Annotated in this window: 27 protein-coding genes; 11 read left to right on the forward strand and 16 right to left on the reverse strand. The window is 35.2% G+C overall.

Going from position 1 to position 25,241, the window contains the following annotated elements; translation table 11 throughout:
* Positions 1-135 precede the first annotated feature (135 nt).
* Entirely contained in the window at positions 136-1,362 is a 1,227-nt protein-coding gene (locus tag SHYC_RS10215) for a NupC/NupG family nucleoside CNT transporter (RefSeq protein ID WP_039646879.1), read from the reverse strand.
* A 271-nt stretch (positions 1,363-1,633) separates the two neighbouring features.
* Between SHYC_RS10215 and SHYC_RS10220 the strand changes: the two genes are divergently transcribed.
* From SHYC_RS10220 to SHYC_RS10230, 3 genes are read left to right on the forward strand one after another with little or no spacing between them, the layout of a single operon-like run.
* Complete coding sequence (locus SHYC_RS10220) at positions 1,634-1,870, forward strand: FeoA family protein (protein WP_039646882.1); 237 nt, start codon at positions 1,634-1,636, stop codon at positions 1,868-1,870.
* A complete protein-coding gene (gene feoB, locus SHYC_RS10225; RefSeq protein WP_039646884.1) occupies positions 1,863-3,857 on the forward strand; it encodes a ferrous iron transport protein B in 1,995 nt (664 codons plus the stop codon). The genes SHYC_RS10220 and feoB overlap by 8 nt, the downstream gene beginning before the upstream one ends.
* A 10-nt stretch (positions 3,858-3,867) precedes the next feature.
* Positions 3,868-4,029 carry a FeoB-associated Cys-rich membrane protein gene (locus SHYC_RS10230; RefSeq protein ID WP_039646886.1) on the forward strand — a complete coding sequence of 54 codons (162 nt, stop codon included), beginning with the start codon at positions 3,868-3,870 and terminating at the stop codon, positions 4,027-4,029.
* Positions 4,030-4,075: 46 nt separating this feature from the next.
* Here SHYC_RS10230 and SHYC_RS10235 read toward each other — a convergent pair whose 3' ends face one another.
* Positions 4,076-5,797: an ABC transporter ATP-binding protein gene (locus SHYC_RS10235; RefSeq protein WP_039646888.1), complete on the reverse strand. Its 1,722-nt coding sequence runs from the start codon at positions 5,795-5,797 to the stop codon at positions 4,076-4,078.
* Between the two features lie 215 nt (positions 5,798-6,012).
* Between SHYC_RS10235 and pbp4 the strand changes: the two genes are divergently transcribed.
* Complete coding sequence (gene pbp4 / locus SHYC_RS10240; protein WP_039646891.1) at positions 6,013-7,293, forward strand: penicillin-binding protein PBP4; 1,281 nt, start codon at positions 6,013-6,015, stop codon at positions 7,291-7,293.
* Positions 7,294-7,331: 38 nt separating this feature from the next.
* Here pbp4 and tagD read toward each other — a convergent pair whose 3' ends face one another.
* From tagD to SHYC_RS10255, 3 genes are all read right to left on the reverse strand, one after another.
* Entirely contained in the window at positions 7,332-7,730 is a 399-nt protein-coding gene (gene tagD / locus SHYC_RS10245) for a glycerol-3-phosphate cytidylyltransferase (protein ID WP_039646892.1), read from the reverse strand.
* Positions 7,731-7,862: 132 nt separating this feature from the next.
* Positions 7,863-8,954, reverse strand: coding sequence for a teichoic acid glycerol-phosphate primase TarB (gene tarB / locus SHYC_RS10250; protein ID WP_039646894.1), 1,092 nt, complete (start codon positions 8,952-8,954; stop codon positions 7,863-7,865).
* A gap of 191 nt (positions 8,955-9,145) precedes the next feature.
* Complete coding sequence (locus SHYC_RS10255) at positions 9,146-9,949, reverse strand: ABC transporter permease (protein ID WP_039647725.1); 804 nt, start codon at positions 9,947-9,949, stop codon at positions 9,146-9,148.
* Positions 9,950-10,360: 411 nt separating this feature from the next.
* Here SHYC_RS10255 and tagH point away from each other — a divergent pair, with 411 nt between their 5' ends.
* A complete protein-coding gene (gene tagH / locus SHYC_RS10260) occupies positions 10,361-11,155 on the forward strand; it encodes a teichoic acids export ABC transporter ATP-binding subunit TagH (RefSeq protein ID WP_039646896.1) in 795 nt (264 codons plus the stop codon).
* 93 nt (positions 11,156-11,248) lie between these two features.
* On the opposite strand, the gene tarA is transcribed toward tagH, so the two are convergent.
* Entirely contained in the window at positions 11,249-12,073 is an 825-nt protein-coding gene (gene tarA, locus SHYC_RS10265) for an N-acetylglucosaminyldiphosphoundecaprenol N-acetyl-beta-D-mannosaminyltransferase TarA (RefSeq protein ID WP_082021558.1), read from the reverse strand.
* A 581-nt stretch (positions 12,074-12,654) separates the two neighbouring features.
* Here tarA and SHYC_RS10270 point away from each other — a divergent pair.
* The gene (locus SHYC_RS10270) at positions 12,655-13,401 is read left to right on the forward strand and encodes a M50 family metallopeptidase (protein WP_039646898.1); all 747 of its coding nucleotides are present in this window, start codon (positions 12,655-12,657) and stop codon (positions 13,399-13,401) included.
* A 241-nt stretch (positions 13,402-13,642) separates the two neighbouring features.
* On the opposite strand, the gene SHYC_RS10275 is transcribed toward SHYC_RS10270, so the two are convergent.
* Positions 13,643-14,293 carry a metal-dependent transcriptional regulator gene (locus SHYC_RS10275; RefSeq protein WP_039646900.1) on the reverse strand — a complete coding sequence of 217 codons (651 nt, stop codon included), beginning with the start codon at positions 14,291-14,293 and terminating at the stop codon, positions 13,643-13,645.
* A gap of 120 nt (positions 14,294-14,413) precedes the next feature.
* Here SHYC_RS10275 and SHYC_RS10280 point away from each other — a divergent pair, with 120 nt between their 5' ends.
* Genes SHYC_RS10280 through mntC form a run of 3 tightly spaced genes read left to right on the forward strand, consistent with a single transcriptional unit; the run spans position 14,414 to position 16,921 of the window.
* Positions 14,414-15,193 carry a metal ABC transporter ATP-binding protein gene (locus SHYC_RS10280; RefSeq protein WP_039646902.1) on the forward strand — a complete coding sequence of 260 codons (780 nt, stop codon included), beginning with the start codon at positions 14,414-14,416 and terminating at the stop codon, positions 15,191-15,193.
* Positions 15,168-16,007 carry a metal ABC transporter permease gene (locus SHYC_RS10285; RefSeq protein WP_039646904.1) on the forward strand — a complete coding sequence of 280 codons (840 nt, stop codon included), beginning with the start codon at positions 15,168-15,170 and terminating at the stop codon, positions 16,005-16,007. The genes SHYC_RS10280 and SHYC_RS10285 overlap by 26 nt, the downstream gene beginning before the upstream one ends.
* On the forward strand, positions 16,007-16,921 hold the full coding sequence (mntC, locus tag SHYC_RS10290) for a manganese ABC transporter substrate-binding lipoprotein MntC (RefSeq protein WP_039647730.1): 915 nt from the start codon (positions 16,007-16,009) through the stop codon (positions 16,919-16,921). Before SHYC_RS10285 ends, mntC begins: the two co-directional genes overlap by 1 nt.
* Positions 16,922-17,231: 310 nt before the next feature.
* Here the strand turns inward: mntC and SHYC_RS10295 are convergent, their stop codons facing one another.
* Genes SHYC_RS10295 through SHYC_RS10330 form a run of 8 tightly spaced genes read right to left on the reverse strand, consistent with a single transcriptional unit; the run spans position 17,232 to position 23,635 of the window.
* A complete protein-coding gene (locus tag SHYC_RS10295; protein ID WP_039646907.1) occupies positions 17,232-17,675 on the reverse strand; it encodes a Na+/H+ antiporter subunit G in 444 nt (147 codons plus the stop codon).
* Complete coding sequence (locus SHYC_RS10300; RefSeq protein ID WP_039646909.1) at positions 17,650-17,952, reverse strand: monovalent cation/H+ antiporter complex subunit F; 303 nt, start codon at positions 17,950-17,952, stop codon at positions 17,650-17,652. The genes SHYC_RS10295 and SHYC_RS10300 overlap by 26 nt, the downstream gene beginning before the upstream one ends.
* Positions 17,949-18,431, reverse strand: coding sequence for a Na+/H+ antiporter subunit E (locus SHYC_RS10305; protein ID WP_039646911.1), 483 nt, complete (start codon positions 18,429-18,431; stop codon positions 17,949-17,951). The genes SHYC_RS10300 and SHYC_RS10305 overlap by 4 nt, the downstream gene beginning before the upstream one ends.
* On the reverse strand, positions 18,428-19,930 hold the full coding sequence (locus SHYC_RS10310; protein ID WP_039646913.1) for a Na+/H+ antiporter subunit D: 1,503 nt from the start codon (positions 19,928-19,930) through the stop codon (positions 18,428-18,430). The genes SHYC_RS10305 and SHYC_RS10310 overlap by 4 nt, the downstream gene beginning before the upstream one ends.
* Positions 19,923-20,267 (reverse strand): Na+/H+ antiporter Mnh2 subunit C, encoded by a 345-nt coding sequence (gene mnhC2, locus SHYC_RS10315; RefSeq protein WP_039646915.1) that lies wholly within the window; start codon positions 20,265-20,267, stop codon positions 19,923-19,925. The genes SHYC_RS10310 and mnhC2 overlap by 8 nt, the downstream gene beginning before the upstream one ends.
* Positions 20,264-20,689 carry a monovalent cation/H+ antiporter subunit B gene (locus SHYC_RS10320; RefSeq protein ID WP_039646917.1) on the reverse strand — a complete coding sequence of 142 codons (426 nt, stop codon included), beginning with the start codon at positions 20,687-20,689 and terminating at the stop codon, positions 20,264-20,266. The genes mnhC2 and SHYC_RS10320 overlap by 4 nt, the downstream gene beginning before the upstream one ends.
* Positions 20,676-23,060, reverse strand: coding sequence for a DUF4040 family protein (locus SHYC_RS10325; protein WP_039646919.1), 2,385 nt, complete (start codon positions 23,058-23,060; stop codon positions 20,676-20,678). Before SHYC_RS10325 ends, SHYC_RS10320 begins: the two co-directional genes overlap by 14 nt.
* Positions 23,061-23,083: 23 nt before the next feature.
* On the reverse strand, positions 23,084-23,635 hold the full coding sequence (locus tag SHYC_RS10330; protein ID WP_039646921.1) for a tyrosine-type recombinase/integrase: 552 nt from the start codon (positions 23,633-23,635) through the stop codon (positions 23,084-23,086).
* A gap of 143 nt (positions 23,636-23,778) precedes the next feature.
* On the opposite strand from SHYC_RS10330, the gene sroA reads away from it, so the two are divergent.
* Together sroA and SHYC_RS10340 are read left to right on the forward strand one after the other, a co-directional pair.
* Complete coding sequence (sroA, locus tag SHYC_RS10335) at positions 23,779-23,982, forward strand: sigS mRNA-stabilizing protein SroA (RefSeq protein ID WP_039646923.1); 204 nt, start codon at positions 23,779-23,781, stop codon at positions 23,980-23,982.
* 15 nt (positions 23,983-23,997) lie between these two features.
* Positions 23,998-24,213: a DUF2922 domain-containing protein gene (locus tag SHYC_RS10340; RefSeq protein WP_039646925.1), complete on the forward strand. Its 216-nt coding sequence runs from the start codon at positions 23,998-24,000 to the stop codon at positions 24,211-24,213.
* A 274-nt stretch (positions 24,214-24,487) separates the two neighbouring features.
* Here SHYC_RS10340 and SHYC_RS10345 read toward each other — a convergent pair whose 3' ends face one another.
* On the reverse strand, positions 24,488-24,712 hold the full coding sequence (locus SHYC_RS10345) for a hypothetical protein (RefSeq protein WP_039646927.1): 225 nt from the start codon (positions 24,710-24,712) through the stop codon (positions 24,488-24,490).
* Between the last annotated feature and the right edge of the window lie 529 nt (positions 24,713-25,241).

The raw sequence follows: 25,241 nt of genomic DNA on the forward strand, positions 1-25,241 counted from the left end.
GGCAATAGCTGAGCTGTCTTATTTTTTATACTTTATACATATATTAAAAAAGCCTCCGAAGTGCAATTCAACGAACTTCGGAGGCTCTCTATAATGATAGAACGTTATCTTTTCGTCCTTAATTAGAGACGTTTTTTACCAAGCAAATAATCCGACAAACCCTGCTGTTAATAATGAAACTAAAATACCTGATAATAGCATCATTGGAACGTATTTTGACACAAAATCAGCCGTTTTCTCATTTACAATTCCTTTCAGCGTACCGATAATCATACCCACTGTTGAGAAGTTTGCAAAGGAAATTAAGAATGTTGTGATAATGGCACGACGGTGAGGATCGTAATTTTGCACATCACCCATGATTTCACCCATAACGACAAACTCATTTGTCACGATTTTTTTAGCCATCTGTTGCGCTACATCCCATGCTTCATTGTATGGGAGACCAAGAAGTAAAGCGAACGGATACATAAATACGCCTAGAATCTGATCGAGTCCGATACTGCCTTTAATATGGAACAATGATGCAATACCACCAGATATTAAATTAATCAGACGATCCGCTAATTCGGCTAACGCCACAAAGCTGATTACGAAAGCGATAATAATTAATACCAATTTACCAGCATTTAGCACTGAATCACCTAAAAAAGAGAAGAATGGTTGACGCTTTTCATTTGTTCTTAATTCATAAATGACATCTTCATCTGCATCGATACGCACCGGATTTAATATAGAAGCAACAATCATCGCATTAATGATGTTTAGCGGAATAGCTGTTAAAACAAGCTCACCAGGTAACATCGTCACATATGCACCTACAATTGCTCCGGATACTGAGCTCATAGACATCATTGCTATCGTCAACACCCGTGCATCGTTAATCCGTTTTACTTGTTCACTTGAAACAGCGATGGCTTCTGTGTTTCCTAAGAACATCATCTCAATCCCAAAAAATGCCTCAAACTTAGGCTGACGTGTTATTTTGGCTAACACCCAACCAACGCCACGCATAAAGAATGGCAATATGCGTAAATACATTAAAACATCGAACAACGGGACAACTAATAAAATTGGAAATAATGCTGCAACAGCCATATCCATTTGTTTCGCTGTTGTCCAACTCTTAAATGCAAAACCAACACCTGAAAATGCAGCATCAATAACCCATGAAATACCTGCAGCGGCCATTTCAACTGCTTTAGTTCCAGCTGGGAAGTATACAAAAAACCAAGCAAGAAATAAGTTCAGTAAGATTAAAATTCCAATTGATCCCCATTGAATATTTTTACGGTCTCGTGAAAACAATGCAGCAACGCCAATAAAAATGAACAACCCAATTATGTTAATAATTAAATACATAGGTTTAAACCCTATCCTTTCTCTGTTTTTCAACACTACAAGTATACCATGCTGTTTTGATAGTGAGAATATCTTTTTGAACGGCACAATTCATTTACTAGGCTTCAAATCGAAATAGTTTTTTATGAAACTATTTATCATCATCAGTCAAATGCATAAAATATTTAACGGCAGTCGTTTTTAGCGAAAAAGCTATTGTTAAAAAATGTCGAAGCGTATATAATTTTCATTGAAAATGATTATCATTAACATTTAAAAGCGGGTGGTATGAATGACACATGTTGCTGAAGCTCAACTCGGCGTCAATTACGTCGTAACGACATTAAATATGAAAAATACAAACTTAAAACATCGCCTACGTGCACTCGGATGTGTTGAGGGATGTCAATTGCAAGTCCAACAAAAGGGCTTATTCAAAGGTCCATGTACGATTAACATTAATGGTCAGCATATTTCAATCCGTTATTGCGATGCGTGTAACATTTGCTTGGAGCATTGTCATGAGTAATACTTATTGTATTTTAGGAAACCCAAATGTCGGTAAAACATCTCTATTCAATGCACTTACAGGGTCATACGACTATGTTGGTAACTGGAGCGGTGTCACTGTAGAAAAGAAAGTCGGTCAACTTAAAACACATTCTGGCCAATTAATTGATTTGCCAGGCATTTATGATTTAGTGCCTATTTCGCGTGATGAATCTGTAGTGACGCAATATCTCATTCACGATACATTTGATGGGATGATTAATATTATTGATGCCGCCCAAATTAAAAGAAATTTCAACTTAACTGTTCAATTGTTAGAATATGGGGCCCCCTTATTAATAGGGCTTAATATGATAGATGTTGCGACTCAAAGAGGTATAAAAATTGATTATCACAAGTTAATGCGCAGACTGCACGTTCCAATCATTCCAGTTATCGCTCGCACTGGAAAAGGCAGCTCAGAAATGTTAAATGCATTAACCGACTATCACTTGGCACCACAACGTCCATTAATCATCCAATACGGCACACAAATAGAACATCTGATTGCTGAAATTAAGCAATTGATACCTAAAAACTACATTTTACCTGAAAAACATCATCGCTTTGTTGCCATTCAATACATCTTAGATAATCCTACGATTAAAGCATCTTTAGACACAGCCGTTCAAAACAATATAGAACAATGTATTCAATCATTCAAAGAAAGCCAGACCATCGATCTTGAACAAGAAATCTCAACACGACGCCAACGCTATATCAATCAACTATTGAGTGAAGTGGTTGTATATCCTAATACACCTAAGCACCATTTAACAGAGCGTATTGACAGTATTTTAACGCATAAAATACTAGGTATTCCGATTTTTTTATGTTTCATGTGGCTAATATTTCAAATCACATTTACTTGGGTTGGCACACCACTCTCAGACCAACTCGATGGCTTTTTTGGTGGCACGCTTACTGAGTTCGTCACGCGTATTATGACGCAATTAGGCATTTATTCCCCTATTCAAGCACTCGTGACCGATGGGATTATCGCAGGTGTCGGCGGCGTATTAGTGTTTGTCCCGCAAATTTTAGTGTTATTTTTTTTCATATCTTTACTAGAAGACTCAGGCTATATGGCTCGTATAGCGGTAATTATGGATAGAGTGATGGAAAATTTCGGATTGAATGGAAAGTCATTTATTCCAATGATTATTGGCTTTGGTTGTAATGTGCCGGGTATTATGGCAGCTCGAAGTATTGAAGAAGAAAAAGAACGTTTAACAACAATTTTAATCACACCCTTTATGTCCTGCTCTGCACGCTTACCTGTCTACGGCCTTTTCGTTGCCGTTTTCTTTGCACAACATCAAGCGCTTGTCGTATTAAGTCTATATGTTTTAGGAATTGTTGCTGCATTAACTGTAAGTTATATTTTAACTAAAACGACACTAAAAAAAGACACATCGATTTTTGTAGTAGAACTTCCACCTTATCGTCTGCCGTCATTTAAAACGTTATGGCGCAGTACTTGGGAGAAAGGAAAAGGGTTTGTAAAAAAAGCAGGTACGTTTATTTTTGCTGGTTCAGTCATTATATGGGTTTTGAATTATGCAGGGCCTACTGGTATCGATGTTTCTGCCAATGAAAGCTTTTTACATGTCATTGGATCAATCATTGCACCATTGTTATCACCTGTAGGGTTTGATAGTTGGCAGGCAGCTGCTACCCTGATTCCAGGATTTTTAGCAAAAGAAGTAATCGTAAGTGCGATGGCCATTATTTATGCTGTAAATGATGATGCACTCGTTTCAATGGTATCTACACATTTCACAGCGCTTTCTGCTTATAGTTTTATGGTGTTTATATTACTTTACACACCTTGCTTAGCTACTGTTGCAGCAATACGTAAAGAAACTACATCTTGGAAGTGGACATTTCTTGCAGTAATTTATCCTATTACAGTTGCATATTTACTGTCTATGATCATTTATCAAATTGGTAGTCTATTTATTTAGGGGTGATAACATGACTTTACTCATTAATATTATATTTGTTTTAATTATTGTGAGTTATGTCGCTTTCGTTTTACAACGGTACATTAAAAAATCAAAACACGGCCAATGTAGCGCTTGTGACATTAATGAAGGTTGCGAATCTCATACTTTTAAAAAACCAAATATAAAATAAAAACAAGGTGGCCATGCATATGTTGGATTGCATGGCCACCTTAAAATTATGTTGTTAAATTTTGTGTTTCTACAAAGTGTTGATACATTTCGTGTGATTGTATTAACTCAGCATGCTTACCTGTTCCAGTCACACGCCCTTGATCTAAGAAAATAATTTGTTCTGCTTTTTTTATGGTTGAAAGTCGATGCGCAATAACAATAGTTGTGCGATTCTCCATTAAAACATCTAATGCTTCTTGAATTTTCCGTTCACTCTCACTATCTAAATTTGCAGTTGCTTCATCTAACAATAAAATATCAGGATCTTTTATAAAACTGCGCGCGATGTCAATGCGTTGACGTTGGCCGCCAGATAGCTTCAAACCACGTTCGCCTACAATCGTGTCATATCCTTCTTCAAATGTTTGAATAAAATCATGACAATTCGCAAGCCGTGCGTAATATTCCAATTCTTCTTGTGAGACTTCTCGTTCAATTCCATACAAAATATTGTCTCGAATCGTTCCATTCATCATCGCATTACTTTGCATGACATAGCCGATTTTACGACGCCAATCACTCAAACTAATATCATAAATCGATTGATGGTTGTATTGAATATCTCCAGTATCAATTTCGTACATCCGTTCAATCAAACTAAAAATGGTACTTTTACCTGATCCTGATGGCCCCACAAAAGCCGTAACGGCACCTCGTTGAATTGTAAATGACACATCTTGTAATATCGGCTTTACATCATATTTAAAGGAAACGTTTTTAAATGATAAGTCTCCATGTTTTAGTAAGTGGTTCGTATTTTTCGGTTCAATCGGCTCAAGTGGTTCGTGTAGAATTTCATAGATACGACTACTCGCACCCACTGCCTTTTTATAATCCGTCACTAATGTAGATAAATTGATAAGCGGTATAGACAAATTAAGTACATAGAATATCATCGCAACAAGCGTACCTGCAGAAATTGCGCCAGAAGAAATACGCAAACCACCAAACCCTAAAATCATACCTATCGTAATTAGCATGATAATACCAGAAATGGGTTGAATCACCGCAGCAATTTTAGCTTGTTTTAGGCCGAGTTTGTAGATTTCATCTAGGTTGTGCCGCGCTTTTTCTAATTCAATATGTTCTGTATTTGAAACTTTCACCAATCTCATTTCAGTCAAAACGCGTCCAAGTAAACCGCTAAAATTCGCTATTTCATTTTGTGTATTCGTAGAAATTTTTTGCATCACTTTTCCAAGTGGTGTAATAATAAGCGCAAATATTGGAATCGTAATAAACGTTAATAATGTCATTTGCCAATCTAAAATAAACAACATGATTAAAGAACCAATAACAGTAATGACAGATGGAAAGAAACCTGGTAATTTTTGAGATATAAAATCATTAATCACTTTCGTATCGTCCGTTAAGCGGCTCATGAGTTGACCACTTTCATTTTTATCGAAGAATGGCATTTTCAACTGAATGATATGGCGCCATAGTACTGATCGAATTGCGTAAATGACTTTTTCACCAATTTTATTTAATAAATAATATCCAACCCCACTTAGAATCGCATTGACTAAAAATACTGCAACAATGATTATAATAAATGTTGGATTAATGGATGTTAAAGTGAATTTATCGACAAGTTGACCCGTGAATAAAGGAACTAATAAACCTGATAAACTTCCTAAAGATGCGATTAAAACTGCAACAACAATCAAACCCACTGGCCATGATATTTTTTTTAATAAGTAAATAAGTGGATTTTCTTTTTTCATAAATAGTTACCTCTTCAATGATTATTGTAGAGAAGTTAGACTTCCCTCACACCGACGCCACACTCCAGGACGTCTCGTTTAACATATACACTATACTTATACGTCATTATATTTATAACCCATCGCAAGACGCATACATCTGACAAAAAAACTGTGGTAAAATAGAATTTCAGTTGTTCCAAACAAAAAGTTTTATCATTTTTGAAGGAGTGCATATGAAAAAAGTAATTCTGAGTATTTTAGTTGTATTCTTCGCTACAACTATTATAACACCATTTACTAAAGCGAATACAGCAACACCCGTTGATATCGCAAATCAATATGGCTATGCCGTCGGTTATGGGTTTCAACCGGAAGGCCTTGTCAATATCAGCGAAACAGGACAAATCCTTTATCAATTCCAAGACAAACAAAAGTGGTATCCTGCTTCAATGACGAAATTAATGACCATGTACCTCACATTAAAAGCAGTAAAATCTGGTACGTTAAATCTTAATGACACAGTTAAAATAACAAATACACATTATAGAATGTCTACGTTACCAGAATTAAGTAATACGAAGCTTTACCCAGGCGAAACATATACAATCGCAGAATTACTTCAAATTACAGTTTCCGCTTCGAGTAATGCCGCATCTTTAATATTGGCACAAAAAGTATCGGGTTCAACTTCTCAATTTGTAGATGATATGAATCAAACCGCAAAATCATTAGGCATGACACAAACCCATTATGTAAATCCAACAGGTGCCGAGAATTTTCGATTACAAGAGTTTGTGCCCGAAAAGTATAGCCACGAAACATCATCTATCTCATCCCCTCGTGACTATGCAATATTGGCTCAACATGCCGTGCAAGACACACCAAAGATTTTAGACTTTACGAAACAAATCGCACCTACCCAACATGGTGTTACATATTATACGTTCAATGACTTGCTTGAAGGTGGAGATATGAGTTTACCGGGGACAGATGGCCTCAAAACAGGGTCTAGTGATCTTGCAGATTATAATAATACGTTAACGACAAAACGTGGAAAGTTTCGTGTTTTTCACGTCATTATGGGTGCCGGAGATTATAAAAATTTAGGCGGTGAAAAAGAACGTAATATGATGAGCGCCAGCACAATCAACGCTACATTCAATCAATATGATTACCGTAAAATTTTATCCAAAGGTGAACATAAAATTAATGGAAAAACGTATTACGTTACAGAAGATTTATATGATGTTGTCCCAAAATCAATGACGAAACCTTATCAATTTGTCGTTGAACGTGGAGAAGTTCATCTTGATTATAAACGTCAATTTATTTCCAAAGCTTATGGTCCTCCTAAGGTAGAGGTAGAAAAGCCAATCGTTTATCAATCTAAATCATTCGTTGTAAGTTCTTGGAAAGATCATCCGTTATTAACCACTTTAGGATTTATATTTTTAATCGGCTTCTTATCCGTCATCATCTATTACATGTTATTCCTCACAATTAAGCGCCGTTAATTTAAAAAACAAGGGAAAGTCGCCAATGCAACTTTCCCTTATTTTGCGTCTTTCCCATACAATTCTTTTTTAATTTGTGTCGTTGAAATACCTTCCGTTCGTTTAAGATAAATCACTTCACATTTATCTTTGAGGAAGTCAAATTCTCCTTCCCAATCATGACCCATGACGAAAGTATCAATTTCGTATTTCTCAACATCAGATACTTTTTGACTCCAATCATGTTCTGGAATAACCAAATCTACATAACGAATCGATTCTAACATCATTTTACGTTGTTCAAAATTGTAGTAAGACTTTTTATTTTTAATACGATTAAACTCGTCGCTTGATAGTGCAACGACTAAATAATCTCCCATTTCTCTTGCACGGCGTAATAATTCGATATGACCGTAATGTAAAAGATCGTACGTTCCGTAAGTGATGACACGTTTCACATTTACGCCTCCTTAATATTTTTAATCTTGCCTTAACATATGGTAAAAGTATAGCATGCGTCTATGCGAGATACAATTTAAAATCCCTGAATCATCTGATAATCAATCCATACGCTTTGTTATCATATATATTTAAATTTTAGTAAGACGATCGACGTATATAGCGATTTGATTTAATGTAGATTGTTTGTTGTAAGTATGCCAATCTTCAAACAACGGCTTTAATTCAAGGCGTTTCAAACGTTGATAAATATCCGACTCACGATAGACTTTATAATCTGTTGGAATATCATAGAAATAATCGTTAAGTCCACGTGCTTGTTCATATTCTTGTTCATCATATACATAATAAAGTGTTGGTTTGTGAATTAAGCTTGCTTCAATAGGTAATGAGCTATAATCAGAAATAATAACATCTGCTAAAACGATTAATTCAAATACTGATAATCCATAATCATCTGCCAAAACTTTTACTGAAGGGTGATAGCGTGAAAGTAACGTATAGTCGGGTAACGCTAATTCGAATGCTTCTTTATTTAAAATACGATTTGTCATCCCTTCTTCACGGTACGTCGGCAAATATACAGCGATTTTCCCCTCCAAGCCATGTTTGGATTTTAATTCAGACTTAAGGACGTCTAAATCTACGGAAAAGTATCGTGAAAGCCTTGGCACCCCAAAATTGATTAACTGTTCATAATGCGCATTGAAAGCACCTTGAAAACATGAGGCCATGTGCTGGCACCCAACTAAATATTTATCGGTTGCACGATATACCTTTTCATATTGCCTGACGCTATTTTCATGATCATGATTTACAGCATGGTCTTCAAAGCCAAACTTTTTTAACGCCCCTGCTGCATGCCAAGTCTGAATCACTGTTTGACCTTTTTTCTTTTTAAAACCTGCCATAAAAAGGTGTAAATTATCGATAAAAATAACTTTCGCACTCGCCATCTTAAACAACAGCCTCAAAACATTAAATTGATGAAATTCATAACTTGAGACTTCTTTTATTTCTCTAATCAATTTGAGATGTTCTCGTTTAGCAAAAACGGTTACGCGAAACCCTCGTTCATTCAACTTTTTTATAATAGGATACATATCTTCCTTAAAATTCATGATAACTACGATATGATTGGCATCCACGCCACGTTTTTGAAAAAAGGTCATCAAAAACTTAATCATAATGATGTACATTTCTTTAAGCCAATATCGTACCATTACAAAACACCGCCTTATAAATGTTGTTGTTAAAAAAAGCTGGACCACTCACGCGCCAGCTTCATAAAGTATTAACAATGAATGACTGGTTAAACATGCATAATTGCATACTTCGCCCTGAACCACCATTGTCAGTAACGAATTTTCATATTGATTCGTTAACCGCTCACTCTGATCATTCTTTGTTTGTATTACATAAAATCTGCAAAGTGATCTCTGTAGCGCATATGCAACATCGACCCAATCACAAAGAAAACAACTGCAACAAAAACATTATATAAAGCAAGTTCCCAATGCGTAATAAAATACCATTCTTTAAACAATATCGCCGCACGATAACTTTCCGCAATAAAATAAATTGGATTAAACATCATTATCTTTTCTGGCAATGATCCTGGTTTAGGTACCCACAGAATCGGTGATGCGTAGAAAAGAACCCTTAATAACGCTTGCATCGCCATTTGCGTATCTCGCACAAGTACACCCAAAGTTGATGTTAACAACGAAATAGACATCGTTATAAAGTACGCTAACGGAATAAACAAGACTAACTGAATAATGTGAATTGAAGGAGGTAGTCCCACAATCGTACATAGTCCAACTATCGCCAACACAAGCACAAGATGACCGTATAATTTACTCGTTACAATATACGTTGGAATGATCGAAAGTGGAAAATTCATTTTTGCCACTTGTCCGTACTTCATCGTAATGGATTTCGTCCCTTCTAAAATCCCTTGGTTGATGAAGAACCACATGCTAATACCAACGAGTAGCCAATAGATAAACGGCACACCATCAATTGGATGGTTACTTCTAATTCCAAAACCAAATACAAACCAATATACCATAATTTGAATAACTGGGTTAATAATTTCCCATGCTAACCCAAGATAATTATTATGATTCGTAATTTTCAATTGGAACTGTGCTAAACGTTGTATGAGATAGAAGCTTCTCACGTGCTCTTTTAGCACGGTTAAAACAGATTTCATAACTGACCACGCTTTCACATGCGACAATTTATTGATATCTCGCAAACTAAAAATATCTCCCAATCTATTTAAAGTTTGACCGACTCGCGTCTATCGCATATCCTTTAATTGAAATAGTTCATTGCTTTAAGTAAAATTAATACATTGTATCCTTAAATAATTTACAATAGCTTTACAAAATTAACAACTACTTAGTAATATGATTATAATCTAAAGTGATTGATTGATGAAGTCAAAAACGAAAGATTTTAAAATCTGTAACTTCATTTGATACGATTATCATCTATAGAAACTTATCTATATAGATATAATTTACAACTCTACTACTACTCTACCACGTCTCATTAAATGAGGCACGAATGAAATCAAATCTTTAACGTATTACACGTTTTAAGTTAGGAATGTTGAACTATGAAGCCAACGGTAAACATTGAACATGTGACAAAAGAATACCGTATCTATCGTAATAATAAAGAACGAATCAAAGACGCGCTTTGGCCCAAACACAAAAACAAAACATTTTATGCATTGAAAGATGTTTCCATCCAAGCTTACCCTGGAGACGTCATTGGTCTTGTAGGGATTAACGGGTCTGGTAAATCGACGTTAAGCAATATGATTGGCGGCTCACTTACGCCTACACACGGTCACATTGATAAAGCAGGAGACGTAAGTGTAATTGCGATTAACGCAGGACTCAATGGTAACTTGACAGGTATGGAAAACATCGAATTCAAAATGCTTTGTATGGGTTTTAACAAACATGAAATTAAAGCACTCACACCTCAAATAGTTGAATTTAGTGAATTAGGTGAATTTATTTATCAACCTGTTAAGAAATATTCCAGTGGTATGCGTTCAAAACTTGGATTTTCTATAAGTGTAACGATAAACCCTGAAATATTAGTCATCGACGAAGCATTATCTGTTGGAGACCAAACATTCACGCAAAAAAGTTTAAAAAAGATATATGAATTTAAAGAGGCTGAGAAAACAATCTTTTTTGTAAGTCATAATTTGCGTCAAGTTCGTGAATTTTGTACAAAAATTGCATGGATTGAAGCGGGGCAACTTAAAGATTTTGGGACTGTTGAGGACATTCTTCCGAAATACGAGGCCTTTTTAAAAGACTTTAAGAAAAAGTCAGTCGCTGACCAAAAAGCATTTCGAGCGCAATTAGATGCGAATCGCTTCGAAATCAAATAACAGTACTTCAACATAGATTTTCATTCGCCGCACGCGCGTAATCAAACACAAATAAAAAACGTATTTCCATGCTTACTTTGGAAATACGTTTTTTTAATCTTTAAAGTATTTTTGTTTCAATACTGCAAACACAAATTTAGGAATCCTCTTAAAACGATGAATTCGTTTGATATCTGTAATTCCTCGATACACCCATTCTAAATTGAGCGCGCGCCATACGTATGGTGCACGTTTGACTTCTCCACTAAATACATCAATAGAACCACCCACGCCCATCAACATTGTATGATCAAAATGATGTCGATTGTGTTGAATCCATTGCTCTTGTTTCGGATAACCCATCCCTACAAAAATAAAATCAGGATTAAATTCACGGATCATTTCAACCACTTTAGGATCGGTAATATCTATAAATCCATGATGTGTTTGTATTTCTAATTGAGGGTATTTCTTTTTAATACGTCGCGCTGCTTTTTCAACCACAGGTGACGTCGCTCCTAGTAAAAACACTTTACGTTTCTCAATATCAGCAATATCTAGACATTGTTCCATCACTTCGATACCAGGCACGCGTTCTTGTAAGGGATGCCCTAAAATGCGCGCTGCTTTAACAATTCCAGTACCATCCGGAATAATATAATCCGCTTTATTTATAATGTTTTGGTATAAGGGATCTTCCGAGGCATAGTGAACAATTTCTGGATTAGCCGTCACCACAAATAAATTATACGGTGTATCTGTATGCATATAACGCATTATATGTTCTCGCATATCTAGTAATGTAACATTATCGAACAGTACATCCAACACTTGCACTTGCGCATGTGATTTATCAAGTGTGTAGGATGCAGATTCATTAGCAACGTCATGACTAGGAAAAGAGCGCTCATGGTTTATATCTGGCAACACTTTTGCCATAGTCTCACCTTCATTCCTTAAAATTTTACATCAGATTTACATATCATTTATGTAACTTTAACACATTTTACACCTAAATCAAGTTAAATAAACATAATTAATACCAAAGTATGAGAAAGACATGTTACACAAGTCACAAGACCGACATAAACATATTATTCGTTTCCAAATGTTGCGGTCACAGACTTTGTTCTGAGACACCAACACGGCATTTCACTTTGAAATAGATTTATTCATAACATCACTATGGCTTTGGCCATTGAAATCTACTCTTTTCAAATCAAAGTATTACTGGCACTATAATTTTATAAATGACACACACCCTATTACATCGCATTGAGAAAATTTAATACTTAATAAAAAGTTTATACTTATGCCTCTCATATTTTCATAATATACACTGCGCCCAATATTGATTATGATAAAATGAATACACCCCATATTAACATAGGTGAATATACGCGTTCCCCTTATTTTAAATATGCAATATAAAATACGATATATACATCTTAAGTCTATAGTCAGAACATCTACTCTTCTTTTATAATGAAACTCAAACCTATTCAGAAAGGATTACGTTTATGATGGACCAATCATGGCTCATTTCGCCCGTTCCCATTTCAATAATTTTGTTAATCATCATTACGGCACTTTACTTGGTGAGTCATTATTATCAACGTCACCCTGTTTTTTCCGTTTTAGATATTTTATTAAATTACATTCCTGTCCTCACGCATGAATTTGGTCACGTCCTTTTTAATCGATTGAGTGGTGGACGTGCTGTTGATTTTGTCGTTGTTGTGAAAAGAAGTGAACGACTTGCGACTGGGCAACAAGGATATGCGATTACAAAATCACGTAACCGACTCGGTCAAATTTGGACAACATTAGGGGGATATATTATGCCTCCCTTTATGTTGAGCGTGGGCTTAATTATGCAAAGTAAAGGCTATGGCGCATTGTTTATCCTTTTTTATGTTCTCATATTTTTGTATTTTACATGCGTCACTTCCCGCAAATGGACACCTATTTTGATTATTCTGTTTTTATCAATGACGATTTATTTGGGTGTACAATCTGAGAATTTAACAAATTACTCACTATTATACATGCTTATATACCATTTTCTTTTAGGAACCTTACTTGGAGAAGTATTGCAGTCTACTGTAACTATTGCACAACTCACCTTTAGTAGGCCAAAGCCGTCTTGGGATGGAAGTGCGCTAAGCGCTTTAACACACATTCCCACTATTTTTTATTCAAGCATATGGGTAATTTTAAACTTTACAAGTATGTATTTCCTCTTCCAACAATTATTTGGATCATAGATATTTACACTTACATGGAGCTTCATCGCATTTATTTAGAAGCGTTTGAGATTTTATAATATGAACAGAAAAATTGACCATCTATTTTACCGTTTTATAAACATAGCCATCAAAATTCATCTTTCAATGAACTTTGATGGCTTTTGTCATGCATAGTCAATGATTAAGAAAGTAAAGGCATCTTGCGGTTAGAATATAATGTGATACACGTTTTGATGACGTATACTTTACTTTGATACATTTATGCCGTTCTTTCAGCGAAAATGACATTTGCATTTTGATAACTTAAAATGATTGTTTGATTTTCATATTTAATTTCAAGCATTTCATTCGTTTCGTCTTTATTAACGATTTCAATCGTGTCACCCATTTGTATTGATTTACTTGAAAGATAAATTAATAGTTCTGTTTTGTCTCTGATGCGTTTTATAATCACTTTATCCCCTGCTTCGAAATCAATTAAGGGTGTCTTGTAACGTTCTTCAAAGTCATGCCCTCTTGGAATCATGCCGCCGTGTGGACACGTCTCAGGATATTGAAGCAACTCATCTAAGCGCTCCACAAAAAGACTCGATACACGATGTTCTAATACTTCTGCTTCCGCGTGTACTTCCTCCCATGTGTAATTCATCACTTCGATTAAAAACAATTCAATTAAACGGTGTCTCTTAATAATATCTAGTGTTGCTGAAACGCCTTTTTCAGAAAGTTTTACGCCTTTATAGGGCTTTGTTTCAACAAAACCTTCTTTTTCTAACCTCCCCACCATTTCACTTACTGATGGCGGTTTTATATTCAGAAACTGAGAGAGCGTTTTATTAGAAACATAATGCGTTTTTCCGTCGTGACTCAGTATCGCTTTAAGATAATCCTCTTTTTCCTCAGTTAACATATTTTCACCTCTTAAAAAGATTCACTTTATTGTATCACGAAACATCTTGACTTTGACAGATTTCATTCTATAATATAAATTTATTAGGGTTACCTAAATTACTTAAAAGGTTGTGTTAAAATGATTGAAATTAACAACTTAAACCTTACCCTTCAACATAAGCATGTACTTAAAAACATTTCATTAAAGTTACCGTTAAATGGTGAAATTATAGGTATCATGGGCCCCAACGGTAGCGGTAAGTCTACTTTAGTTAAAGCTTTAGTAGGAGAGTTGCAATATAAAGGAACGATCACTTTAAATGGTAAACCATTAAGTCATCTCAAACGTCATGTCGCTTACGTCCCTCAAAAAATGGCTTTAGACCTTGATTTTCCAATTGATGTTGAATCTCTAGTGTTATCAGGGTGCTATGGAGAAATTGGGTGGTTTAAGCGTGTACCGCAACAAAAACGCCAACAATGTCATTTATTATTACAAGAATTAGAACTATTCGATTTGCGAAAACGTCCACTTCATACATTAAGTGGTGGACAATTACAACGTGTCATATTAGCACGTACTTTGATGCGCACACATGATGTATATATTTTAGATGAACCATTTGTAGGGATAGATTTTAAAAGTGAAAAGATGATTATTCAAAAATTAAACGCCCTCAAAAAGGAAGGCAAACTCATTATCATCGTTCATCACGATTTATCTACTGCATCAGATTACTTTGATCGTGTCTTGTTGCTCAATCAAAGCGTTCAATTTTTCGGTCCGACAAAAGACGTATTAATTCCATCAAATATTGAGCAAACATTCCTAGCATCATTGCATGTAAATGACTCTACTACACTTATGAATCAACGAAAGGAGCAATCAAACAATGGAATTCCTACAACATCTCGTTGATTATCCGTTTTTAACACGTGCGCTACTTACAGCAATTCTTGTTGGTGCAGTATGTGGTATAGTGGGCTGTTTCATATTACTGAGAGGTCTATCTTTAATGGGAGATGCAATGAGTCACGCTGTACTGCCAGGTGTAGCAGTATCATTTTTACTCAATATCCCTATGTTTATCGGTGCTTTAGTGACAGGTGTTTTTAGCAGCTTATGTATTGGTTATATTTCAGACACAACCAAAACTAAGAAAGATGCAGCTATTGGTATAATATTCACCACTTTTCTTGCGACAGGTATTATTTTAATAAGTGCGATTCAATCTACAACTGATTTATATCATATTTTATTTGGCAATATATTAGCCATTACAGATGACGCATTCTATACCACACTCTGGATTAGTTTGTGTGTCATTGGCGTCATCCTTTTACTCTATCGCCCGTTAAAAATTTCAACGTTCGATCCAATATTTAGCAGAATGAATGGTATACCTACACGATTCATTCATTATTTAGTGATGTTACTTTTAGCACTTGTTATCGTTACCAGTGTCCAAACTGTAGGTGTTATTTTAGTTGTCGCATTACTCATCACACCAGCATCAACGGCATATCTCATTGCTAACAAACTGTCCACGATGCTCATCATTTCATGTATATGTAGCATGATTAGTGCGACATTTGGCATATATTTTAGTTTCCAACTGAATTTACCAAGTGGTGCTGTTATTGTCCTTATCGCCGCTACACTTTACGCATTGAGTCTTATTTACATCAAAATCAAATCAAAATTACTTAAAGGAGCTGTTCATACATCATGATTAAGCGAATTATTACCCTCTTACTTGTTGCAATCATGCTTACTGCCTGTGGTTTTGGCAAAAGCGAAAAACAAAACAAACTCAAAGTAGTGACGACAAACTCTATACTTTATGATATGACTAAAAACGTTGCTGGTGACCATGCGGAAATACATAGTATCGTCCCAATTGGTCAAGACCCACATGAATATGAAATCAAACCTCAAGATATTAAAGCGTTGGCGGATGCAGACGTAGTCATTTATAATGGTTTCAATTTAGAAAGTGGAAATGGTTGGTTTGAAAAAGCTTTAAAAGAAGCGAACAAATCCCTAAAAGATAAAAATGTTATTCAAGCGTCCGAAAACGTAGAGCCTATTTATTTAAATGGTAACGAAAAATCAGATGCACATATCGATCCTCATGCATGGTTAAGCTTAGGCAACGGTATTAAATACGTTGAGCGCATTCAACAAGGTTTAGAAGCGGCAGATAAAGATCATAAGAAAGATTATCAAAAACAAGGCGATAAGTATTTATCAGAACTTAAATCATTAAATGAAAAAAGTCATAATCAATTCCAAGATATTCCTAAAGATAAACGTGTCATGATTACAAGTGAAGGTGCATTTAAATACTTCGCAAAACAATATGATATTAAAGCTGGTTTTATTTGGGAAATCAATACAGAAAACCAAGGTACCCCTCAACAAATGAAACAAGCCATTGATTTTGTAAAAGCAAATCATATGAAACACTTGCTTCAAGAAACAAGTGTGAGTGACAAAGCAATGAAACGTTTAAGTGGAGATACTGGTGCAAAAATTTATGGAACAGTCTATACAGATTCCATTGGTAAAAAAGGTACCGACGGAGATTCCTACTACAAGATGATGGCTTCAAATATTAAAACCATTCACGATAGTATGAAATAAAAAAGGGACTGGGACATAAATCATTAAACCTATGATCGTCCCTAACGCCTCGCTTTTCTAGGCGCCTTACCTCAACTAATTTTGAGAGCAAAAATCTCTTAGATTTTTGCTCTCAAAATGGATTTTCGGTTGCGGCTAAATGCCTCAGAAGTCTCGGCTAAGGGATCAATCACAATTCATCATAGTGTCCATCACTAAGACTAAATCAATAATAGCCAACAAAGTTCATGTATAAATGAATTTTGTTGGCTTATTTTTAATTAACAGGTCTGCTATGTCCCAGCCACTTTTTTTGACTTAAAATTCATATTTAATCCTCATCCAAACGTGAATACACTTCTTTTCGACGTTTCGCGCGTTTTTCCACTCTGATTTGACGTTTAGCTTCTGCATCTAAATCGGCTTTATTTAAATCGGCATCACTTTCATTTGTAACATGTTTTTGATACATGTATGCCCCAGTACGATAAGCTGCACGTGAAATTAAATGCCCGCCTACCGGTGATGTGATATTAATAAAAACGAGCGCTAAAAGTGTACGAACACTGACATAACCTTGTTCAAATATAAAATAGATAAACACACCTACCAACGTTAATAGCACAGCAAGTGTTGACGCTTTTGTGGCAGCATGAATACGTAGAAACACATCTTGAAATCGGACTAATCCTATTGCGCTGATCAATGCAATAATACTCCCAGCAAATACTAAAAAAGCAGCGAATAGTTTAATGATGTCGTTTATTGTTTCCATTAAACACATTCCCCCCTTCTATAAAGCGAGAAATGGTCACAGAACTTAAAAATGAAATAATCGCTATCAAAACAACTGAATCTAAAAACGAAAACGTTTTGAATAATAAACTCAGCACACCCACTGTAGACATTAATATCGCACTTATCGCATCGAAGGCTACAACGCGGTCTGCTGTCGTTGGCCCCTTAATTAAACGAAACAACACAACAACAAGTGATATCGCAAAAATGATTAATGCGCCGGATAATAGTAACTCTGTCATTGCTGAAATCATTTCGTCACCTCCACGATAAGTTCCTCATATTTTTTAATACTTCTTAATAATTGTTTTTTCTCTTTAGTCGTAATATCAATCGCATGAATGAGAAATACATTCGGATTGCGATTCACTCGAATAATGGTGGAGCCAGGGGTAATAATAATGAGTATCGTTAAGAATGTAATTTCCCAATCTGTATCTAATTTTGTTTCATAAGAGACAAGCCCTGGATCCATTTTGTGCGTTTTAAACAGTACATAATTCACAATTGAAAATGTAGATGTTACAAGTTGATAAAGATATGTTATTAAAAATTTAAACGATACCCAAAGCTTTTTAGGATAAAATTCTTGATCAAAAAACTTATGCAGTAAATAAATGATAACCAACCCAATCATGTAACCTACTGCAAATGTAGTAAACTTAAAGGCATCTTCATCTTGAAAAAGAACCCAAAGCATTGCAATCATGATGTTTAAGGCGATTTGTCTCACTTCACATCACCTCTCAACTCAGGATTCACCATTTTAATATATTGGTGGACATTCATATTCATCGCAGTGGCTTGCTCTGTCACATGCACAATCACTGGTGCAGCCAAACCTATTAATAAAACCATCCACGTCATAACCATAATAATGCGTTTGCGGACTGGTCGAATCGGATGAAACTGAATTTCGGCACCTTTATCCGCATTACCAGCATACATATAGAAAAACACTCTAAACAAACTATACATACCTACAAGACTTGTTATAATCATTAATGTTAATCCGACATAATGATGGTGTTCGATTGCCCCCATGAAAATAAATAATTTCCCAGGAAATCCACTGAATGGTGGCACGCCACCTATAGCAAGCGTGACTACAATTAATGCAATCCCTAACCAAGGTTCTTTTTTCGCTAAGCCCTTCAAATGACGATATTGTCGATAACCGGTCGTATATACAATAATTCCTATGACAAAAAACAATAAGGCTTTCACTACAATATCATTCACTAAATAAAACACCGCACCATTTACACCATGTACAGTATGTGTGCCCAACCCTAATATCACAAATCCGATAGACAATACGACTTGATACGCAGCGATTTTCTTTATATCTTTGTAAGCCACAGTACCTATTGCACCGATAATCATGGTAATACAAGCCATCGTAACTAATAACGGTTCCGTGACATCGTTACTTTGATTAAAAATCAATGTAAAAAAGCGTATAAGTGCATAAGCGCCTACTTTTGTCATAAGGGAGGCAAATAACGCGGCAAGCTCTGTATTTAAAACAGCATAGGCTTTAGGAAGCCACATGAATAATACTAACGATGCTTTAGAACCAAACGCGACGATAAATGACATTGCTACTAAGTGAATCGCCGTTGGATCTTCAAGTTCGTGAATACGCATCGCAATGTGGGTATAATTTAATGTACCAAGTTGACGATATAACAATCCAATACCAATTAAAAAGATCCATGATCCTATAACGTTTAATACGACATAAATAATACTTGCACGCAATTGCTCGACCGATTGACCTAGCGTAATCAGCACAAACGATGCGAGTAGCATAATTTCAAACATTACGTATAAGTTAAATAAATCCGCAGTTAAAAAAGAACCTACCACGCCCACTGTTAAAAATAAAATAAATGATGGTAAATAATAACGATTCGCGCGTTTTTCTCCTCGCCCAAAACCAAATCCTATAATCATAAATACTACGAAGTGTGTAGTTGTCACGAGTAATAAACTTAATGAATCTCCAACATATTGTATCCCAAACGGCGCAGACCATCCAGAAAAATCTAATGTGATGGGTTTATGCTTCGTCACATAAATTAACATCACTAAAGATGAGATGAACGACGCAAATACAATCACTAAAGAAAAGATACGTGACAATTTTACTTGTTTATTTAACATCACTAAAATTAATGCGCCAACAAGAGGTAATAAAAAAGGAATCGCTAACATGTTATCATTCATCTTCTTCACCACCTGTTAATACATTAATTTCATCTTCTTTCGTCACCTTAAAAGTACGATACACTAACACGAGTAAAAATGCTGTAATCGCAAAGCCGATGACAATTGCGGTTAGTACAATAGCTTGTAGTAATGGGTCTACGAATTCCTCTTTCCCTGTAACAATTAACGGTTCCGTTTTATTCGCAGTATATTCACCCATACTCATAATAATAAGGTTGCCAGCATGTGTGAAAATGGCTATACCAATCACAATGCGTATTAAATTTTTAGAAAGTATCATATAGGTGGCAATAAAAACCAAAAATCCTATCGTGAGGAGTAATATAATATTCATGATCTCCCCCCACTCAATGATAAAATCGTAGTCACAACAACACCAACGACACTTAATGTAATGCCCGCTTCAAACAATGTAATCGTTGAAAGGTGCACTTCACCAAAATATGGAAATTCAAAATATGCATCTGCTTGATACAAAATATTTTTACCAAAAAACACAGGAACCAGCGCTGTCGCAAGCGATATAAAAGCGCCAAATATCATCAACCTTCTAAAATCTATAGGTAAAGCTTCAATGACACGTTGCACATCAAACGCCAAAAACATCAAAATGAAAGCAGAGCTCAAAATTAATCCTGCAATAAAACCGCCACCAGGATTGTTATGACCCGCAAAAAAGAGATAAAATCCGAAAGTCAAAATGATAAAAACGACAATACGTGTAACGGTTTTTAAAACTAAGTCATTCTCTTTCATCTTGTCCCCTCCGATCTCTAAAGTTTAGTAATGTATAAATACCGAGTCCTGCAATAATCAACACAAGTCCTTCTGCCATCGTATCTAGAGATCTAAAATCCCCTAATATCGCATTCACAACATTTTTACCACCTGATTTTTCATAGGCATCATGATAAAACACTGAAATCGTTTCTAAAGCACTTGCTTGTTGAATCATAAACACAAAACCTACAACAGTTAATGCAGTAATTAAAGATACTATGATTTTTACTGATTCTCTTTTCATATTGAACGTACCACGTGGAATATTTGGCAACCTTGAAAAACTAACGATAAAAAGAACCGTTGTTATCGTTTCTGTCACGAGTTGTGTTAATGCTAAATCTGGTGCACGCATTAAAATGAAGAATAATGCAACAGCGTAACCAATCCCCCCCGTGAGAATAACCATCGTAAGACGTTGACGAATAAAAATTAAGGCAAAACCGATGACAATGACAGTGATTAATAAAAGAACATGAAAAATATGATATTCTGTCACATCAATACGATACATTTCAGGTATGCCAACGCGAATCAAACCCAACACATTAATACCAAAATAAATTAGCAACGTGAGTATAAGATAAAAATTAAGACGATTATTCATCAATGTTCGTAAACCGTAACCAGAATATGTTTCGAAAGACATGTATGATTTTTGGTAGATAATTAGACTTGACCACCGGCTTTCTTTCGACTGAATCCATGGTCTCCAATTTATAAACAAAACACTTAGCAAACCTAGCACAATCACGCCAACACTCATCATTAATGGTATCGTCACACCGTGCCATTGAGTTAGTGTAGGCACATACGTTACAACTGATCGTGTTGAGACGATGGTTGTAAATGCCGCTTTTAAAATAGTATCTCCAATCAACTGAGGCATTATAAAAATGAGCGGTAAGCTTGTTGCAGTCACCACAGCTGGCAAAATAAAGAATTTAGACTCGTGAATCACTTTATTTATTTTCATGTTTCCAAAAAATGTTGCTTTCATCATATTTAATGAATAAATAAATGTGCATACGCTAGCGATAAATCCGATTAGCGTCATGACAACTGTCAATATCAAATTAAAGTCTTTCAATTGATATGCATGCACAAGTCCTTCAAAAAACATTTCTTTACTTATAAAACCATTTAATAATGGGACACCTGCCATCGATAACGATGCTAACATCATAACTGTCATCGTTATCGGCAATACAGCTTTTAGCCCCCCGAGTTCACGAATGTCACGTGTACCTGTTTCATGGTCGATTAATCCTACACCCATAAATAAAGTCCCCTTAAATAGGGCATGATTGAACAAATGAAATATCGCTGCAAATAAAATATAGGCATACACCTCAATGGTCGTAGAATGCGTTGCAGTGGCGATACCGCTACCAAGGCCCACCATCGCAGTAATCATGCCAAGTTGGCTTATTGTTGAATACGCTAAAATACTTTTAAGATCATATTGACGAATGGCTGTTATCGCACCATAGAGCATCGTTATTAGCCCGATACATGTCACCACATAAATGTAAAACGTACTTTGACCTAATATAGGTGTAAAACGTAACAATAGAAATATACCTGCTTTTACCATCGTTGCTGAATGTAAATACGCACTTACAGGAGTTGGCGCTGCCATCGCGCGTGGAAGCCAGAAGTGAAATGGCCATTGCGCTGACTTCGTAAATGCACCGAGTAAGAACATCAAAACAATCGGAATAAAGAGCGTATGAGATGCAATCACATGCCTTTGTTCAATGAGTTCAGTAATTGTGTTTGTACCTGTTACCACATAAAGCATGAGAAAACCAACCAACATGGCCAATCCACCAAATACAGTAATCATAAAAGAAGTGACAGCCCCACGTTGACTCTCCGATTTATCAAACCAATAACTAATTAATAAAAAAGATGACACACTTGTTAATTCCCAAAAGACATACAATAAAATTGTGTTGTTCGAAAGTACAATCCCTAACATACTCAACATAAAGAGAATTAAATACATGTAAAAACGGGGCAAATCATTATGTTTATACGATAAGTATTGTGTTGCGTAGAAAAAAACAACAATACCAATAACAGTGATTAATAATCCAAAAAATAAGCTTAAGCCATCAAGTCTAAAATCAACATTAATATCATATGCAGGTAACCAATTGAACGTGAACGTCAAATATTGATGACTGAGAACCCTTGGAATGTGTATGATAAAAAAAAGTGCAGCTACAATAGGTGCTAATAATGCGATATAACCTGGCCACTGTTTAAAATTTCGTTTGTTCATCAATGACAAAACCATAATCATAAATATTAAAAACAACATTAATTCTATAATCTGCATAACTCACCCTCCTTTGTTTAAAGTTATAAATTTAAAGCAATAGTAGTATTAATCTCTTTTTTCGTAATACCAATAAATTTCATCGTTTCATAAGACGTTTGATGTCCTAAATACTTTTGAATAATTGAAATAGATACCCCAGAACGATACGTATGATAAGCAAACGTCTTACGTAATGTTGTTAAACCAATATGTTCAATACCTACTCTTGTCGCTGCTGCATTTATAATCCGATACGCTTGTTGGCGACTTAATCCCTTCTTAGTACGCTTCGATTGGAATAGTAAATCTTCATGTCCCAATTTTTCCTCATCAACATACCACTTCAATTCATTCCTTAACTTTTCAGGTATAATGACTCGAATATCTTCAGCGGCACTCGCTACCCACACGTGAACGATTTCATCATGTTCATTAAAAACATCATTCACCGAAAGATTAAGAAGTTCATTTAATTTAATCCCTGTATGGATTGCAAATTTAAATAATAAGTAATCTCGCATCGATTGACTTTGTAAATAAACATACATTTTATGAATATCAGATTTATCTCTAATGGGATCTACAAAATTCACCTTTCACACCTCATTTAATGTTTCTTATACCATAATATAATATATTTTTGTAACATTAAAGGGTTGAGTTCAAATTTTTCAAAAAAGTTTTGACCTTTTTCCGCATTTTAAACGATATATATAGTGAAAGGAGGTCAGAAAATATGAATCATTCAAATTTAACACTCATTCTGACACAAACCACTTTATCTCAGGAGGGCAAAGCGACTAAAATGAGTCGACGTTTTAATCAAATTAAATCATCTGCCACGGCTCAAGAGTTGCTTTCTTTTGCAAAAGCAATTGAGGCATTGACTGGAGAACACTATGACACCATTGAAACTGTGAAAACAGAACAAATTGGTTAATTGAGGAGGACCATCATGAACACAAAAACATTAGAAATCACATTTGAAAACACATTGCAAAAACCTGTAAAATTACAATTGCCTAAATTAGCAACTTCAATCACACGTGAACTTGTAGAGATTCAAGCTGACAAAATTGTTAAATTAAACATTTTAAATGTTAATGGTACACCAATCTCTAAAGTAACATCTGCACAAGTGATTGACCGCAACATCACTGTTCTATTTTAAAATGATCACCCGGGGGCGCTAATGCCCCCTTTTATTCTATAAATACAAAAACTGATTGCTTAAGTTTTTTATAAAAGTAGATTTTCTCAATTCCTTTCACTTAAAATCCACATATGTTTGATATGACACATCATACATTTAAAGTTTGCATTTCACGAATTCAAGCACATTTTACGTATTTTAATAGCCATCAATAGTCATCATATGATGACTTTGATGGCTATTTGTTTACAGCAATAATCTGCGCCGCTTATGAACAAAACATAAAAAATAATTATTGGAGTACACGTACTTTTTCACCATAAAATACTTTTGATGCACCAACAGTGTGGCATACAATGTACTTGTCATATACTTCACTTACACGTGCTAAAATTTTATATGGTGACTCAACACGTAATACTTCAACGTAATCATTTCTTTTAAAATCACCACAAACGTTATTATTAATAATAAATTTTTCTTGATTGATTAATCTTACCACTTGAAAGTTAGACACTTAAAATCACCGCACTCTCTTAAAGGTAATATTATCTTACTAAAATATGTGCATGCCATGGTCACTTTAAAGTAAATTTATTTTAAACTTTACATTATTTTAATATCCCTCATAATTTTTGGTATGGTCATCCTCTTACAAACATTTGTAAATACATGCGCGCTCTATTTTATGCATCTGCACTGTCTTTTGTAACAAGTACCATCTCTAAATATTTATAATCCCTGGCATACAGCTTCACTATTTCTTATGACACACCTCAAATCCTGATACAGATAACGATCGTTCGTATAACGACATGTTCATGGGTATCATCATTTGCCATGAAACCTTAATCCCCACGAATTGATGCATTTTAACCGTCAGCGCGACACTTACAGGCCAATTAAAACACTTTACATAGATCCTTTATAAAGGGGTATGTATCGATCATCACGGATAGTTACAGATACCGAAATAAATCATCCTACGTCACCGTTTCAAATGACTAACATGTATTATGTTATTTCTTTTCATTTCAATTAATCAT

It is taken from the genome of Staphylococcus hyicus (genome assembly GCF_000816085.1).
Classification (GTDB): Bacteria; Bacillota; Bacilli; order Staphylococcales; family Staphylococcaceae; genus Staphylococcus; species Staphylococcus hyicus.